This is a genomic window from Anaerolinea thermophila (assembly GCF_020723905.1).
Lineage (GTDB): Bacteria > Chloroflexota > Anaerolineae > Anaerolineales > Anaerolineaceae > Anaerolinea > Anaerolinea thermophila_A.
In genome coordinates this window covers 38,353-53,058 of sequence record NZ_DYHZ01000006.1, presented here as the reverse complement: position 1 = coordinate 53,058, position 14,706 = coordinate 38,353, and the positions used below count along the sequence as shown (strand labels likewise).

Annotated in this window: 13 protein-coding genes; 10 read left to right on the top strand and 3 right to left on the bottom strand. The window is 49.9% G+C overall.

Annotated elements, in window-relative coordinates; translation table 11 throughout:
• Positions 1 to 34: 34 nt before the first annotated feature.
• Both LHF31_RS10135 and LHF31_RS10130 read right to left on the bottom strand, forming a co-directional pair.
• Entirely contained in the window at positions 35 to 1,180 is a 1,146-nt protein-coding gene (locus tag LHF31_RS10135; RefSeq protein WP_298006080.1) for a hypothetical protein, read from the bottom strand.
• Between the two features lie 18 nt (positions 1,181 to 1,198).
• The gene (locus tag LHF31_RS10130) at positions 1,199 to 2,404 is read right to left on the bottom strand and encodes a hypothetical protein (RefSeq protein WP_303774193.1); all 1,206 of its coding nucleotides are present in this window, start codon (positions 2,402 to 2,404) and stop codon (positions 1,199 to 1,201) included.
• A gap of 571 nt (positions 2,405 to 2,975) precedes the next feature.
• On the opposite strand from LHF31_RS10130, the gene LHF31_RS10125 reads away from it, so the two are divergent.
• The 4 genes from LHF31_RS10125 to LHF31_RS10110 all read left to right on the top strand — a co-directional run bounded on the left by LHF31_RS10125 (position 2,976) and on the right by LHF31_RS10110 (position 8,378).
• Positions 2,976 to 4,970, top strand: a complete 1,995-nt coding sequence (locus LHF31_RS10125; protein WP_303774192.1) for a DUF4012 domain-containing protein — start codon at positions 2,976 to 2,978, stop codon at positions 4,968 to 4,970.
• Between the two features lie 12 nt (positions 4,971 to 4,982).
• Positions 4,983 to 5,525 carry a transcription termination/antitermination protein NusG gene (locus LHF31_RS10120; protein WP_298006182.1) on the top strand — a complete coding sequence of 181 codons (543 nt, stop codon included), beginning with the start codon at positions 4,983 to 4,985 and terminating at the stop codon, positions 5,523 to 5,525.
• Between the two features lie 150 nt (positions 5,526 to 5,675).
• Positions 5,676 to 6,227 carry a cytochrome c maturation protein CcmE gene (locus tag LHF31_RS10115; protein WP_298006180.1) on the top strand — a complete coding sequence of 184 codons (552 nt, stop codon included), beginning with the start codon at positions 5,676 to 5,678 and terminating at the stop codon, positions 6,225 to 6,227.
• A gap of 93 nt (positions 6,228 to 6,320) precedes the next feature.
• Positions 6,321 to 8,378, top strand: a complete 2,058-nt coding sequence (locus tag LHF31_RS10110) for a heme lyase CcmF/NrfE family subunit (RefSeq protein ID WP_303774191.1) — start codon at positions 6,321 to 6,323, stop codon at positions 8,376 to 8,378.
• A gap of 48 nt (positions 8,379 to 8,426) precedes the next feature.
• Here LHF31_RS10110 and LHF31_RS10105 read toward each other — a convergent pair whose 3' ends face one another.
• Positions 8,427 to 9,779 (bottom strand): M28 family metallopeptidase, encoded by a 1,353-nt coding sequence (locus LHF31_RS10105; protein ID WP_303774190.1) that lies wholly within the window; start codon positions 9,777 to 9,779, stop codon positions 8,427 to 8,429.
• Positions 9,780 to 9,840: 61 nt separating this feature from the next.
• On the opposite strand from LHF31_RS10105, the gene LHF31_RS10100 reads away from it, so the two are divergent.
• From LHF31_RS10100 to LHF31_RS10075, 6 genes are read left to right on the top strand one after another with little or no spacing between them, the layout of a single operon-like run.
• Positions 9,841 to 10,326, top strand: coding sequence for a cytochrome c-type biogenesis protein (locus LHF31_RS10100; protein WP_303774189.1), 486 nt, complete (start codon positions 9,841 to 9,843; stop codon positions 10,324 to 10,326).
• Between the two features lie 6 nt (positions 10,327 to 10,332).
• A complete protein-coding gene (locus LHF31_RS10095) occupies positions 10,333 to 10,887 on the top strand; it encodes a TlpA disulfide reductase family protein (protein WP_303774188.1) in 555 nt (184 codons plus the stop codon).
• A 17-nt stretch (positions 10,888 to 10,904) separates the two neighbouring features.
• The gene (locus tag LHF31_RS10090; protein WP_303774187.1) at positions 10,905 to 11,432 is read left to right on the top strand and encodes a zinc ribbon domain-containing protein; all 528 of its coding nucleotides are present in this window, start codon (positions 10,905 to 10,907) and stop codon (positions 11,430 to 11,432) included.
• 1 nt (position 11,433) lies between these two features.
• The gene (locus LHF31_RS10085; protein ID WP_303774186.1) at positions 11,434 to 13,290 is read left to right on the top strand and encodes a c-type cytochrome; all 1,857 of its coding nucleotides are present in this window, start codon (positions 11,434 to 11,436) and stop codon (positions 13,288 to 13,290) included.
• A gap of 6 nt (positions 13,291 to 13,296) precedes the next feature.
• Positions 13,297 to 14,031, top strand: a complete 735-nt coding sequence (ccmA, locus tag LHF31_RS10080; protein ID WP_303774185.1) for a heme ABC exporter ATP-binding protein CcmA — start codon at positions 13,297 to 13,299, stop codon at positions 14,029 to 14,031.
• The gene (locus LHF31_RS10075; protein WP_303774184.1) at positions 14,028 to 14,705 is read left to right on the top strand and encodes a heme exporter protein CcmB; all 678 of its coding nucleotides are present in this window, start codon (positions 14,028 to 14,030) and stop codon (positions 14,703 to 14,705) included. The genes ccmA and LHF31_RS10075 overlap by 4 nt, the downstream gene beginning before the upstream one ends.
• The last annotated feature ends 1 nt before the right edge of the window (position 14,706 follow it).

Genomic DNA, 14,706 nt, shown 5'->3' with positions numbered 1-14,706 from the left:
CCGCTGTTTTTGTTAAGAAGCATTCTACAAGGGGTTATGGATAGGTGTTATTCCAGAACCAGTTGTAGGCATAATAACCGGACTGGCTTGATTGCAGGCGAATGGCGATCCTGCTTTTTCCTCGCATGCTTTCAGGAATGGTGAAGGTAAGCGTCAATGTTCCACCTGAACCGCTGGAGATGGTGTCAACCTTGACCCCGTTGATTCCCAGTGTCCCATAGGTATTCATCAGTACGTCAAAAGTATCATTTTGGGGAAAGTTGCTGGTAACTATGGTTACCGAGGTGTCTCGAACCACGCTTTGAATTATAAAGGTAGGAATGACGCCGGGTGGGAGGGAAGGAACCGGGCTGTCTGAAGGCGCCGGGCTGGGGGAAGCAGAAACTTCAGAGGTGGAATTGTTCCAAAACCAGTTATAGGCGTAATATCCTGATGTCGGAGATTGAAGCCGAATAGCGATTTTGGTTTGTCCCCGCAAGGCTTCAGGTATATTGAACGTAAAACTCAGCGTTCCTCCTGAACCTGAACTGACCTGATCTACTTTGATTCCGCCAATTCCTAAAGTCCCGTAGTAGTTCATCAGCACGTCGAAGGTATCGTTTGCCGGGAAATTGGCCGTTTCGATGGTGACGGTTTTATCCCGTTCCACAGCAACAATTTTGAAAGTCGGAATGACAAAAGGCTTGGGGGGAACCTGTCCCGTTCCACTGGTAGGCTTGTTCCAGAACCAGTTATAAGAATAATAACCGGTCTTGCTTTGCAGGCGGATCGCAATTCGGGCGGCGTCCTTTAGAAAGGCAGGAATGTTGAAGGTCCATGTCAGGACACCACCAGCACCCGAATTGACCGTTGCCACCTTCTCGCCGCCAATCCCTAATGTGCCGTAATAATTCATTAGCACGTCAAAATCAGTGTTTGGAGGGAAGTTGGCAGTGCGTATGGTCACGCTTTCGCCAGGCACAACCGAAACGATGAAGATCAGAGGGATGGGAAAGGCAGGCGGTGGGGCTACCCGGGTAGGGGTAGGGGTATCCGGTGGCTCTCGCGTGGGCGTGATCGTTGGGAGTGTGCTTTGACCTTGCGCGGCGCCCTGAGTAGGTGTCCATGTGCCGCCAATTAAGGCAAGAGTCAGCACTATGGCAGATAAGACCAGAACAACAAACTTATTTCCTGAAGACATAGAATCATCCCTTTCCGATCAGGGCAAACATCCTTCTTCTGGCAACAACGGTGCCATGTAATTGATGAACGTTTGTCCGATCAAAGTGAGTTGTGGGGGACTGGTATCCGGGTCATATAACGATCCGCCGAACCAGTAACGGTGTTCATTCAGACTGTACCAGAACCAGCGTTGTACCAACCGATTGCCATCAGCGGGAAGTCCGGTTGTTGTGCTGGTCGCGGTTCGCAGGAAGTCGAAGGTATTCACCATGTATTGCGCTGTGACAGAGTCAGGTAATGTGGTCAGATTATCCTCTGGTCTGGTGATGGGGGGTAAAAGGCTCCCGTATTCTGTAATCCACAAAGGTTTATTTCGTAGACCATTATTGTACATCCACTGGCGCATGTTTTGAACACGGGTCTTAAAGCGGTTAATGTCATAGGTCTGAGCCGGAGTAAGGGCTTCTGGAAGGATTTTGGTTTTGCAGGTGCCATCTGGATTCGTGGTCAGGCAGTACAGGTAGGGGTCGCTGTAATCTTTGGGTACTCCTGTTCCCCATTTGTTATCAATAATTCCGTCATCGTTATGGTCCTCATCTTCATTGAGGATGAATCCATGGATGCTGATAAAGTCAATCAATCCATGCGCGGCGGAAGCACTGCCACTATCTGAAATGAGCCTTGCCAGAGCCATTTCCAGATAGCGAAACCGCACTGGGGTGGGTTGAACGACACTGCCAAATCCCAGTTTTGCGCTGGGGTCTGCCTGACGAATGGCACTGGCAATGACGTAGTAGCGATGACCGTACTGGTTGGCAGTCACGTTATCCTGATAGATGCCATGTCCTTCGTAAGTGGTGTCTGGTTCATTGCCAATCTGCCAGTAACTGCCGGGATAGGCTCGTGAGAGGCTTGCGGCACGTTGGGCGGCTTCCGTATCGTCAAAGGGATCTCTTAAATTGATGCCTCTGAGGAAAGTGACATCCCCTGGAAGAGTACGGCTTGGAGCGCTCGTCCAATCTACAAAACCGCCGACTTTAAACGCGTTAAGCGAGACATCGTAGCCCCCATTTCCTGGAATCGCGGCAATGCCAAATCGGCAGGATGTGGTTGCTGCCCGGCGAATCAAAGGCAAATACAACGATGTGCTGGTTTGTGCCTGGGAAGGCACCGCATGGGTTGTTTCCAGGAGAATCAGGATTAAACCCAGGATGAGGAAAGAAATTGAAGCAATCTTTTTCATGGTTTGTCCCCCATTTCAAATGGATTATTTGTGAGAGGTCTGAGATTTTCTCTGGCGGTTATAAATCACAGCAATCACAGCGCCGCCTCCTATCACAAGGATGCCGCAAATGAGCAGATATAAAGATTTCAACCACTGGGTTGCAGAAAGCATACCAGAAGTGCTCGAGGTTCCCGGCGAGTCCGTTTCAGCATTTACAAAAGGTGTCAAAGTTTGTTGTGAGAGAGGGGTGTTCTCAAGAGCAACAGCGGTGGGTGCCGGCGCGGAATCAGATGAGGATGGGGTTTCTCCTGCGTCGGGTTGAATCGGGGTATTGGTCTGAGGGGAAGGACTGGGGACAGCCAGGGTAGGAGGAACGGTTCTCTGTGTGGGAAGAGATGTTTGAACAGGAGTAGAATCTTTACTGGCAGGAGAAGGAGTAGCGGAAGGCGCTGCAGTGGGCACAGTTTGCATCATAGAGCCAGCCGAAGTAGAATGATAAAGAAAAAACAAGCCCAGGGTGGCTAATATACTGCTCAAGAAAAGAGTACGCCTTGCCTTTGTCCCCATTTTGGATCCTGTGTGGTGAGCCATGATAATTCATTATAGCAACAAACCTTCGTCGTTGAGCGTTTCGAAATCGATACAAAATTCACGAGAAACGAAGCAATACCGTTTACGTATCTGGCTCTCGATAGGGATTGCTTCTGCTATCCTTCTCTGGATTGCCATTCTGGTTTGGCATACTCTTGGATTGTATGGTGTCCTTGGCCAGGCACGGCAACTGCGTTCTTCTCGCGAATCTCTTCTTCAAGAGATGCCGCACCTGGTTCATCAGGCGAGAATTCACACGGAGGGCATTTACTGGGCAATGTTGCCGGTGCTTCCCGTGATAGATAGTTTGCGATGGTTTCCCGGCTGGGGAAACACTTTATCTCAGATTGAACCTTTAATGTTGTACGGGGTAGCGCTCTCTCGTGGCGCGGATGAATTTGCTGCCGAAATAAAGCCCCACCTGCAATCACTGGAAAGTAGCGAGTCGGTGCTGGTGTGGCTTGCAAACCTTGCAGGTTCTCTTAATGAAAGCGGGGTTTCTCTGTCGCGGTCTCAAAAATGGTTTACCGAAGCCGCTTTGATTCGCCGGGAAATACATCCTGAATGGTTTCCTGAAAAATTTAGAAAACTTTGGATCGAGAACGAGTCTCTGTTCGCTTTAGCAGAAAAAGGGATGGAGGTGTTTCCATCTCTGCCGGTATTGCTGGGAAGTGATTCCCCCCGTCGGTTTCTGGTGCTTGCGCAGAACAACGAAGAATTACGAGCCACAGGCGGATTTATTTCTGGTATCGGAAAACTGGAACTCGAAAACGGCAACATTCTCCATTTTGACATTCAGGATTCCTATGCGATTGACAATCCGGATGTAACCTATCCGCCACCTCCGGAACCAATGGCGTATTTCATGAAAGCCGGCTACTGGATGCCTCGTGATGCTAACTGGTCGCCTGATTTTCCCACCTCTGCTCGAAAGGCGCTTGAACTGTATACCCTCTCGACCGGCGAGAGGATGGACGGGGTGATTGCTTTTGATCAGGTTTTCATTGTGCATTTGTTGGAGGTTATTGGCCCTGTCCAGTTACCTTTAGGGCCGGAAAAAGTCGATTCCCGGAATGTCATGCAATGGATGGTAGAGGCCTGGGCGCCAGACAACGGGAAAACCGATGAAGTGTGGTGGGGAAAGCGCAAGGAATTCATGGGTTTATTAGCGAGAGCCATTCAGCAAAAACTGATCCAGTCCGAAGATCTCCAGACGCTTTCAAAAGTTGGGTGGGTGATTTTAAATGACATTCCGTCCGGACATTTCATGATTTATCTGGAGGATAGGAATGCACAGCAGGTACTTCAATCAGCGGGATTAGATGCTGGTGTGCATCTGGCAAGAGGTGATTTTTTGATGCTGGTGGACACCAATATGGGCTTTAACAAAGCCGATGCCCTGGTAGAGCGTTCGTTATTATATACTGTGGATCTTACCAGCCTTGAAAACCCGGTTGCCACGCTCCAGGTGCGATATGAAAACCACGCTCTCCCTGGGATCTCTTGCACACATCAGGCTGAATATGGTGACACGTACGAGTCATTAAGGCAACGATGTTACTGGAATTACTGGCGTATCCTGTCTCCAGCCGGTAGCCGGATGTTGTCCTCACAGGTTCCTGTGATTTCAGAAGAGCAGTTGCTTACCGGTGAGCCTTATACCGGGGTGGTCACAAGTCGCCCTGGAGATGGTGGGTGGGCGGAATTTTCCGGGATGCTTCTGGTGCCAGCGGCTTCTCACGCCGATTTTGTTGTATCATGGCAAATCCCCCCCTCAGTGATAAAATCGGAGGAAAAAGGAAAGCACTATACTTTGAGACTTCAAAAGCAACCCGGAATTGTCTATTTGCCCGTGAAAATTGTGGTGCGTTTTTCTGATTCTGTTCAGGTTGTTCCGATGGAAACCGGCTGGCAGAAAATTGAGGGGAAGAACGAATGGATGTGGCAGGGGCAAATTGATCGTTCGATAGAATTGACTTTAATGTTTAGATGATGCCAGAAAAACATGCCCAAAAAATGGTATGCCATTCAAAGTAAACCAAATAAAGAACAGGCGTTATGTGAGCAGTTCCTCAGCCGGGGGATTGAGGTGTTTTATCCTCAAATCCGGGTCAATCCAGTGAACCCCAGAGCAAGGAAGGTGCGTCCCTACTTTCCGGGGTACCTTTTTGTGCATCTGGACCTGGAGCAGGTGGGATTGTCCACGATTCACTGGATACCTTTTGCGCGGGGCGTGGTCTCCTTTTCAAACGAACCCGCCTCAGTTCCGGATAACCTGATTGAAGCCATCCGCAAGCGCGTGGATGAAGTGAACCGTGCGGGTGGAGAAATATTTGAGTCCTTGAAACACGGGGAAGCGGTCTTAATTCAGGACGGTCCCTTTGCCGGATATGAAGCCATTTTCGATGTGCGCTTGCCCGGTAAAGAGCGGGTCAGGGTGTTGATTCAACTCTTAAGTCAGCGGTATGTGCCGGTAGAGTTGCAGGTAGGTTCTCTGAAACCACTGCGTCCTAAAAAGCAAGGAAAAATCTCACCCCCCGTAAAGTGACAAATGCTATCCAATTTATGGTATACTTTGCCACACTTCTGTGATTTTTTTCACAGAAAGGGCGACAGGGTTCATTTTCTCACGTTTTATTAATCCTTTTGTGACAGAATTAGAGAGAATTGGGAAAAGGTTTTCATCAGGAGGAACTTCATGGATCTGGCACATCAACCTCAAGTGGAACAGACTGTGAGCGTTCAACGGACTTCCGCCAACAAGGTCAAATTTTTGATTGGCGGTTTGTTGATTATTGCGGCTGTAGTCTACCTTATCATTTCTTCCGCAACTGCCAATGCGCAGTACTTCATGACGGTAGAAGAAATCCAGCAACGCGGGAGTGCCGTTTTAGGACGTGAATTAAGGGTCTCCGGCGCGGTAATCGGTGATTCTATTCAGTACGACCCTCAAACTCTCCGATTAGAGTTTATTGTGGCTCATACGCCTGGTTCGCAAAAGGAAATAGATGCTCAGGGTGGTATGGCGGCAGTACTGCACGCCGCGGTGATGGATCCCAATCGCCCCCGGCTGAAGGTCGTTTATAACGGGGTAAAGCCCGATTTGCTCCGCAACGAAGCGCAGGCGATTATGACCGGGCGCCTTGGAGAGGATGGCGTTTTTTATGCAGAAGAACTTTTGCTGAAATGTCCTACCCGCTATGAGGAAGCCTTGCCGGAACAGGTTGAAAATTCAGACAACGGAAATTAACCTTATTGTGATGATTCTCTAAATTTTTCGTTATATGCAGATTTTGGTGAGAAATATCTCGCCAAAATTTGTGTCTATCAGGAGAAAAGAAAAATGGTTGCCCATATTGGTCTTGGTTTTCTGGTGTTTGTATTCCTGGTTTCTGTGTACGGCATTATTGCCAGCATCGTGGGACTGCGCAAACAGGCTTTTGCCTGGGTTGAAAGCGCCCGACTGGCGATGTTGCTCACCTTTCCTTTGATCACTGTCGTGGTTGCCTCTTTATTAATTTTATTATTGACCAATCGGTATGAATACAGTTTTGTGTATGGAGTAACCAGTCGCTCAATGCCGCTCTATTTGAAAATCACGGCATTATGGGGTGGGCAAGCGGGTTCCCTGATCTTCTGGTCATGGTTGCTTGCCGCTTTTACCACCGCTGTAACCTTGCGGAAGTGGGATCGAGATCGAGAGTTTCTGCCATGGGTGATCCTGACGGGGCTGGTAACGCTTACCTTCTTCTTAAGTCTCTCTATTTTCTTTGAAAATCCCTTCAATCGTTTCTGGGGGACGCCTACCGGCGAAGTAGAGGCGCTTTTCCAGCCTGCCGGTTCAATTCCCTTAATCCCTCAGGATGGGCGCGGGCTGAACCCGCTTTTGCGTCATCCTGGCATGATCATACATCCCCCCATGTTGTATCTTGGGTTTGTGTCGTTTGTTGTGCCCTTTGCTTTTGCCATTGCTGCACTGGTAACCGGTCGGACGGACGATCGCTGGATCCGCATTACCCGCCGCTGGACCCTGGTGGCATGGTTGTTTCTCACGATGGGGCTGGTTCTGGGCGCCCGTTGGGCTTACGACGTCCTCGGTTGGGGAGGCTACTGGGGCTGGGATCCCGTTGAAATTGCGGCTTTTATGCCCTGGCTTACAGGGACCGCCTTTCTTCACTCGGTGATGATTCAGGAAAAGCGCGGAATGTTCAAGCGCTGGAATATGATTTTAATTATTGTCACCTACGCGCTGGTAATTTTTGGGACCTTCCTGACGCGCTCCGGTGTCCTTTCTTCGGTACATGCCTTTGCCCAGAGCGCCATTGGACCCATGTTCTTTGTTTTCATTGGCATAACGTTCATTGTTTCCCTGTCCCTTTTGCTGTACCGATGGGCAGATCTATCCGATGAAGGAGTTTTGTATTCACTACTTTCCCGAGAATCGTTGTTTCTGCTGAACAATTTGCTCTTCATGGGCATCCTGATCGTATGCTTCTCGGGGGTGATTTTTCCACTGGTATCTGAACTCCTCACAGGACAAAAGGTTACGGTTGGTCCACCCTTCTATGAACGGGCTACCGGCCCCCTGTTTGCCGGGCTGCTTCTTTTGATGGGCATTGCGCCCTTATCTGCGTGGGGGCATTCTACTGTTAAGACTCTTGGAAAAGCCTTGTGGAAGCCAGCACTGGTATCCGTACTGGCATTTCCTCTGGTTATCTGGTTAGGGGTGCGGAATGGTTGGGCAATACTGGCGTTCTGGCTGGTAGCGTTCACTTCCAGCGTCACTTTATATGAGTATGGCCGTGCTGTCATTGCCCGCGCGAAACGCACTGGCGAAACCCTCTGGGTGTCTCTGTGGCGGTTAGCGCAGAAGAACCGCCGCCGTTATGGAGGCTATACCATTCACCTTGGTATTGTGCTCATGGCGTTGGGTGTGGTAGGCATTGAGATGTTCCAGACTGAAACCCAGGCCACCTTGCGATCAGGCGAGTCCATTCAACTGGCGGGATACACCGTGACTTTCCGACAGTTGGACGAATTCAATTTGCCCGATGGAAGAAATGTAGCCCGTGCAACCATGGATGTATACCGCGGAAACCGTTATCTGGGAGAATTGCATCCCCGGCGAGATTATTATTGGGATGCCAATCAACCGATGACCATCCCGGGCACACGCAGTACCATGGAGGATGACCTGTATGTCCTTCTGGTAGACTGGCAGCCCATATCCTCCCAGGGAGCGACTTTCAAAGTATTCCATAATCCGTTAGTGAACTGGATGTGGTTTGGGGCATTGGTATTGATTCTGGGTACGTTAATCGCCGCCTGGCCAGATCGTGACCCCGAACCAAGACGTGTGGCGGTCCCATCTACGATTTCCGTTCCTGAACGGGTATTCTGAGGGAGTTGCTTTTTCAGTTACTCAAGCATGGATTTGCACCTTAACAATTTATCTCTTTGTAGGGTTTGGGTGACTCTGTCTGAACGGAAAGGAATTCCACACACAGGCGGAGGGGAAAGAGACACAGCCGAATGAAGAAACGGCTTCCACCATGTAGCCTGAAAAGGGGAGAAGGCTTTCGGAATCTTCCCAACTCAACAAAGGCGTTTCGGAAATCAGATGACCTGTCTGACGGCATCCTGAATTTGCACGAAGCACACGATACTGGCTGGCATTCTTCATTTCTGTCCATACCAGTCGAGAAATGCCGTGAAGTGGCTGAAGTTGCACTTCAGGAGTGGTTGTAAAGCACCTGTTTTCAACCCTCGCCAGACTGGCTGTGGTGGCGATACCTGCCTGAGCAATGTCAAAGCCAACCGGGAGATTGAGGGTATCTATTGTGTCCCTAATGGTGTGGTAATTGGGGTTTTGATCGCGTGTTCCGGCACATCCCAGAGAGGGAGCATTGTAAAAATGGTTTTCGAGCACTTCCAGAGCAGGTACACCGGCTTCCCAGAATGAGGTATGATCCGAAAAGGTCATGTTGTAACCATCAATCAGGTCTGTCTTCAGATTGAGGTTCAGGGCAGAAATAACCATTTCCATACATGCTCCCAACGTTCTGGACTGAGGCTGAGTACCGGTATGGATTTCAAAACATCGGTCTTCATCCCTATCGTACCCGAACATGTCAAAATTCAATACCCCTACGATACCGGAAGTCCCGTAATCCCTCACATAGGCTTTACTGCCAATCAAGCCCTGTTCTTCACCGGTGAACCAGATAAGACGGATGGTGCGGGCAAAACGGTAATGCCGGAACAGGCGCGCCATTTCCATCAGGGTTGCCACGCCGCTGGCATTATCCTCTGCACCGGGAGCCAGGTGCAACGGATCGGGGGACAGGCTGTCCAGGTGGGCAGTGGCGAGCAGAATTTCCTCTGGAGTTTTCGAACCTGGAATGGTGAGGATGATGTTATTCCATGTTTCCCCGCTGAATTGGAAGGCATGTTCTTTGATCCATTCTTCCGGGTACCAGAAAGAAAGCCACTGGAGGATGTAATCGTATGCTCTGGCATTCGGGGCATTAGAAAAAAGCGCGGATGAGAACCGTGTGGTAATGCGATAGAATTTTCCCTCGAGTTCAATCGTTTCTCCCCCCGAAAATTGACGTATCCAGGTTGCCCACTGTTCTTGGCTAGTGTGTGTAAGCAGTTCTGAGACGAGCGGCGACCCTGTACAAAGAGATAAATCTTGCAAAGGAAGGTATCCATGACCCGGTACGGCGGTACCGGTGAGTAAAAGGATGGCAGTTAGAAGAATCAAAACAGGCAACCGACAGGCAAATTGGTGGAGTTTCATGATTGTAATCAGTGTAGCAAAACTCTGGGGAAAAACATAGATGATGCGAGGTGAGATAAGCATGAGAAGAGCGCACCTTTGGATCTTTTTGGGGCTGGTTATTCTGGCAGTTTTCGCTCAGGTGGGGTATGCCCAGACGCCAGTTCCTACCCCCTCTGATGACGAGGTGAACCGCATTGCCAAACAACTGTACTGCCCGGTATGCGAAAATGTCCCGCTGGATGTCTGTCCAACGCAGGCTTGCAATGAATGGCGTGAGTTGATTCGCCAGAAGTTGATCGAAGGATTAACAGAGGAACAAATTAAGGAGTATTTTGTTCTGCATTATGGCGACCGCGTGCTTGCAGAGCCACCTCGTCGAGGGTTGAACTGGGTAGTTTACATCTTGCCGGTTGTGGTGTTTTTGATTGCGGTAATTGTAACTGTACGGGTTTTGCGTTCCATGCGAAAACCTGTTTCTGCTTCAATTGTGTCATCCTCTTCCGCGGAGATTGACGAAGAAGAGTTAAAGCGAATCGAAGAAGCATTGAAACAAGAAAGGGAGTAGATGGAAATGAACGAGACTGCTGTGACAGAGCCTCGAAGACTACCTGTCTGGGCAATTGTTCTTTCTTTGCTCATTTTACTGGCTTTCCTTGCATTGATTGGATGGGGATTGAAACGTTCCATGAGCGGTCCCATCACGGTGGGACAGAAAGTCCCCGAATTTCAAATGACAACCTTTGACGGGGAAAGCCTGCGCAGTACAGATTTTGTCGGGAAGGTCATTGTGCTGAATTTCTGGGCATCATGGTGTAAACCCTGTGAACAGGAAGCCCGGGAATTGGAAGAAGCCTATCAATACTACAAAGATACCGGGAAAGTGGTTTTTCTGGGCTTAGCCTATGTGGATACGGAGTACAACTCTAAGGAATATCTAAAGAAGTTTGGTATTACCTATCCTAATGGACCAGACTTGAGAACTTCTGTTTCTCAGATGTTCCGCATTCGAGGGGTTCCTGAAACTTATATCATTGACCAGAGCGGCAAACTGGCGTATGTCAAAATCGGTCCATTTGGCTCTACTCAGGAAATTATTCGCGTCATTGATCCGCTTTTATCCAGATAACAGGAGAACGTGAACTGATGGATGCTGGTTCGTTGCTTATCGTTCTTGCCGTAGCGGTAATTGTTGGGGCTTTCTTAGCCCAACCGTTCATTACATCCAGGAAGGAAAGCCATACCCCCCTGGTGAAAGACCCGGTTGATCACCGGTATTCTGCGTTGCTGGCTGAGAAGGAAAGACTTGCCCAGGCTTTGCAGGAATTGGATTTTGATCATACGCTTGGAAAAATTCCTCAAGAGGATTATCCGGTCATGCGTGCAGAACTGCTCAAACATGCTGCGGAAGTTCTGCGTGCGCTGGAAAAGATGGAGCAGGAAATGGGTGTAAGCAGGCATCTGGATGACTCTCATTCAGAGATCTCAGCGTCTCAACCAGTGGGGCAGTCACAGCCAGCCGACGAGATTGAAGAAATCATTCTTCTCCGGCGCAAACAGCGTCAGGAAAGAGCCTCCGGCTTTTGTTCGAAGTGCGGGAACCCGGTTCAGAAATCTGATCGTTTCTGCCCCCGATGTGGAAATGCTTTATCGGTACCGGTTGAAGAGAGGTGATATGCGTCGATTTTCTCAATTCTTAATTCTTGGATGGGTACTGTTTTCATTCCTTACCGGTTGTAGCGGCTTGTCCCTTGCGGCAGATGTCACCCCCCCGCCGGATTACACTCCCCAGGCGCCGCAATCTTCAGAGCCGGTGGTTGCCAGTCAGTCTTCGCTGTTTCCGCTTGTTCCTGCAGACCCTGACCAGGGGGAAGCCATCTACCTGGAAAAATGCCTGCCATGTCACGGGGAAAAGGGGATGGGTGATGGTCCCCAAGCCATGAATTTACCCAATCCTCCTCCGCCCGTTGGAAGCCTGGAGGTAGCCAAAACGGCTCGTCCGGCGGACTGGTATAGCATTGTAACCTCCGGGCGGTTGGATCGGTTTATGCCCGGGTTTTCTGAATCGCTCACGGACCGGCAACGCTGGAATGTTGTGGCGTACGTTCTTTCCATGAGCATTTCCCCGGATGCGGTCGAACAGGGGAAGACGGCTTTTGTTTCCCGTTGCGCTGAATGTCACGGAGAAGATGGCAAAGGAATGGGGACAGTCACCGACCTTACCCGTCAGGATTTGCTGGCGAATCGCTCCCTGGATGATCTGGTAGATGTGATGAAGAATGGCAAAGGGGGCATGTCTCCTGTAGCAGGTATGACCGATGAAGAAATGACTCAGGTTGCCATGTACTTAAGGGCTCTGTCTTTTACGGCTCTGCCGCAAACCGAAATCTCCCAACCCGAACCTGCCAGCCAGCCGGATATTTCTTCCGATTCGGTTTCTGACCTTCCTCTGTCGGCTGTTATTGTCAATGGGACGGTTACGAATGCCAAAGGTGACGTGTTAGCCGGAGTGCCGGTCACTTTGTACGTCTATAAAGGAATGCAGGTCGCGCTGGAGAAGTCCACCACCAGCGGCTCAGATGGCACCTATCGTTTTGAGGAAATTCCTTACAACGCCGAACAGATTTACATCGCTCAGGCGACATATGGAGGCACCACCTTCAATTCTGAGGTATTTCATGGCACGCAAGTTCAGGGAAATGAAATCAATCTGCCAATTACCGTATTTGAAACCACTTCGGACCCCGCTTCAGTAAAAGTTGAGCGCCTGCACATTTTCTTCGATTTCTCCATTCCTGGAAAAGTTCAGGTCGCCGAACTCTACATTCTTTCCAATACGGGGGATAAAGTCGTCGTGCCGGCTTCCCCTGATCAACCTGCGTTGCAATTCCCATTGCCCCAGGGAGCCACAGGTTTGCAATTTGACGAAGGGGAACTCGGTTCAAGGTATGTGGCACTGGAAAATGGCTTTGGTGATTTAACCCCCATTGCTCCGGGACAGGGCACGCATCAGGTGTTATTCTCGTATGAATTGCCCTATGAACGCAAAACCAGTGTGACTCTGACCATGCCTTTTGATGTCACCGCGGCGGTGGTATTGTTACCCCAGTCGGGGGTGAAATTGCAGAGTAAACAACTGGTGCCCATGGGACAGCGCAATGTACAGGACATGACCTTTGAAATGTTCACTGCGGGGAATCTGAAAGCCGGTTCTACGATTGACATTCAACTTTCTGGAAAACCCGGCGGAAGCCCTGCAAATTCCTCCGGATGGATTTCCCTTGTCATTGGTGCAGGGGTATTTGGCATGGCGCTGATCGGCACAGGTTACTGGTTCTTGCGACAACGACGGCTTGGACAGCAAGATCAAACCGACACTGACACGATGGAAACAGAGGAAAGTCTTGTAGATGCCATCATTGCCCTGGACGATTTGTATCAGGCAGGCAAATTGCCTGAGAAGGCGTATCAAAAACGCCGTATGGAATTGAAAAAACGTCTGGAGGCGATTCGAGGTACAAAGAAAGAGTAGCCCTTCATGGAAAACCATGCATTGATTGAAGTGCAAGGTTTGGTAAAACGATTTGGTCCCAAAGTCGTTCTTCGGGGTTTGAATTTCTCCGTACAACCCGGAGAGTTTGTGGCACTGCTGGGTCCCAATGGCGCCGGAAAGACAACCTTTCTGCGCATTCTGGCGTCCTTATCCAGCCCAAGTATGGGGATGGTACTTGTCGCAGGTTATGCTTTGCCCAGAGAAGCGGCGGCCGTTCGTCAAAGGCTTGGGGTGGTTTCCCATTTACCTTTGCTGTACGGCGATTTAACTGCTGAGGAGAACCTCCGCTTTTTTGGGAAGATGTACGGGGTGAACCCGCTGGAATCCCGTATCCGTGAGGTGCTCCGGCAGGTTGGGCTGGAAAAACGTGCCAGGGATCTGGTCAGAACCTTCTCCCGTGGAATGCAACAGCGCCTGGCGATTGGTAGAGCCATTCTCCATGACCCGGATGTCCTGTTGCTGGATGAACCTCACACCGGACTGGACCAGGATGCCTGTGAGATGCTGGATGAAATTTTGAAGGAAGAAGCCAGGCGTGGGCGAACGATTGTCATGACCTCTCACGATCTGGCGCGCGTGGAGGACTTGAGTTCACGCTTTGATGTCCTCTCGCGCGGTGTGATCTGCGCTTCTGTTCCCAAAGAGAGCATACCTAAAGACGGATTGTTGACATTCTATCGAAATGCTCTGGGTCATCATGAGGGCAAGGGGGTAGAATGAAAGGATTTCTCCGTGCCATGCTGGCAGTCCTCTGGAAAGATCTGGCGGCGGAAGTGCGCAGTCGTGAGTTGCTTTCAGCCATGCTGGTCTTTGCATTGCTGGTTATTTTTATTTTCAATTTTGCCCTGGATCTTGAACCCAACACCCGTGCCAGCATTACTTCCGGGGTTCTCTGGGTCACTTTTATCTTTGCCGGCACTTTAGGGCTGAACCGTTCTCTTGCCATCGAAAAAGATCGTGGATGTCTGGACGGTTTACTGCTTGCTCCCGTGGATCGAGCGGCGATTTATTTTGGCAAAACTGCGGCAAATTTAATCTTCATGCTGGTGGTTGCCGCCATTGTTCTGCCAGTTTACAGTGTGTTTTACAATATCAATCTCTTTGCCCGTCCAGGGTTATTGCTGGTGATTTTCCTGGGTGCAGAAGGTTACACAGCCATCGGCACTTTACTGGCTACCATGGCGGTCCAGACTCGCACCCGCGACATGCTTTTACCCATTTTGCTTTTCCCGGTAGTCATTCCGGTGCTGGTGGCGGCAGTAAAGGCTTCGGCGGGTTTTCTGCAAACCTTACCGTTTGAAGAGATTCAACCCTGGTTAAATTTACTCATTACCTATGATATCGTTTTTACGGCGATTGCCTTTATGGTGTTTGATTCTATTGTGGAGGAATAAC

What these genes read in the sequence shown, in the direction of transcription:
- LHF31_RS10135 (WP_298006080.1), bottom strand. Translation starts at nt 1,180, where the DNA reads ATGTCTTCAGGAAATAAGTTTGTTGTTCTGGTCTTATCTGCCATAGTG.
- LHF31_RS10130 (WP_303774193.1), bottom strand. Translation starts at nt 2,404, where the DNA reads ATGAAAAAGATTGCTTCAATTTCTTTCCTCATCCTGGGTTTAATCCTG.
- LHF31_RS10125 (WP_303774192.1), top strand. Translation starts at nt 2,976, where the DNA reads ATGATAATTCATTATAGCAACAAACCTTCGTCGTTGAGCGTTTCGAAA.
- LHF31_RS10120 (WP_298006182.1), top strand. Translation starts at nt 4,983, where the DNA reads ATGCCCAAAAAATGGTATGCCATTCAAAGTAAACCAAATAAAGAACAG.
- LHF31_RS10115 (WP_298006180.1), top strand. Translation starts at nt 5,676, where the DNA reads ATGGATCTGGCACATCAACCTCAAGTGGAACAGACTGTGAGCGTTCAA.
- LHF31_RS10110 (WP_303774191.1), top strand. Translation starts at nt 6,321, where the DNA reads ATGGTTGCCCATATTGGTCTTGGTTTTCTGGTGTTTGTATTCCTGGTT.
- LHF31_RS10105 (WP_303774190.1), bottom strand. Translation starts at nt 9,779, where the DNA reads ATGAAACTCCACCAATTTGCCTGTCGGTTGCCTGTTTTGATTCTTCTA.
- LHF31_RS10100 (WP_303774189.1), top strand. Translation starts at nt 9,841, where the DNA reads ATGAGAAGAGCGCACCTTTGGATCTTTTTGGGGCTGGTTATTCTGGCA.
- LHF31_RS10095 (WP_303774188.1), top strand. Translation starts at nt 10,333, where the DNA reads ATGAACGAGACTGCTGTGACAGAGCCTCGAAGACTACCTGTCTGGGCA.
- LHF31_RS10090 (WP_303774187.1), top strand. Translation starts at nt 10,905, where the DNA reads ATGGATGCTGGTTCGTTGCTTATCGTTCTTGCCGTAGCGGTAATTGTT.
- LHF31_RS10085 (WP_303774186.1), top strand. Translation starts at nt 11,434, where the DNA reads ATGCGTCGATTTTCTCAATTCTTAATTCTTGGATGGGTACTGTTTTCA.
- ccmA (WP_303774185.1), top strand. Translation starts at nt 13,297, where the DNA reads ATGGAAAACCATGCATTGATTGAAGTGCAAGGTTTGGTAAAACGATTT.
- LHF31_RS10075 (WP_303774184.1), top strand. Translation starts at nt 14,028, where the DNA reads ATGAAAGGATTTCTCCGTGCCATGCTGGCAGTCCTCTGGAAAGATCTG.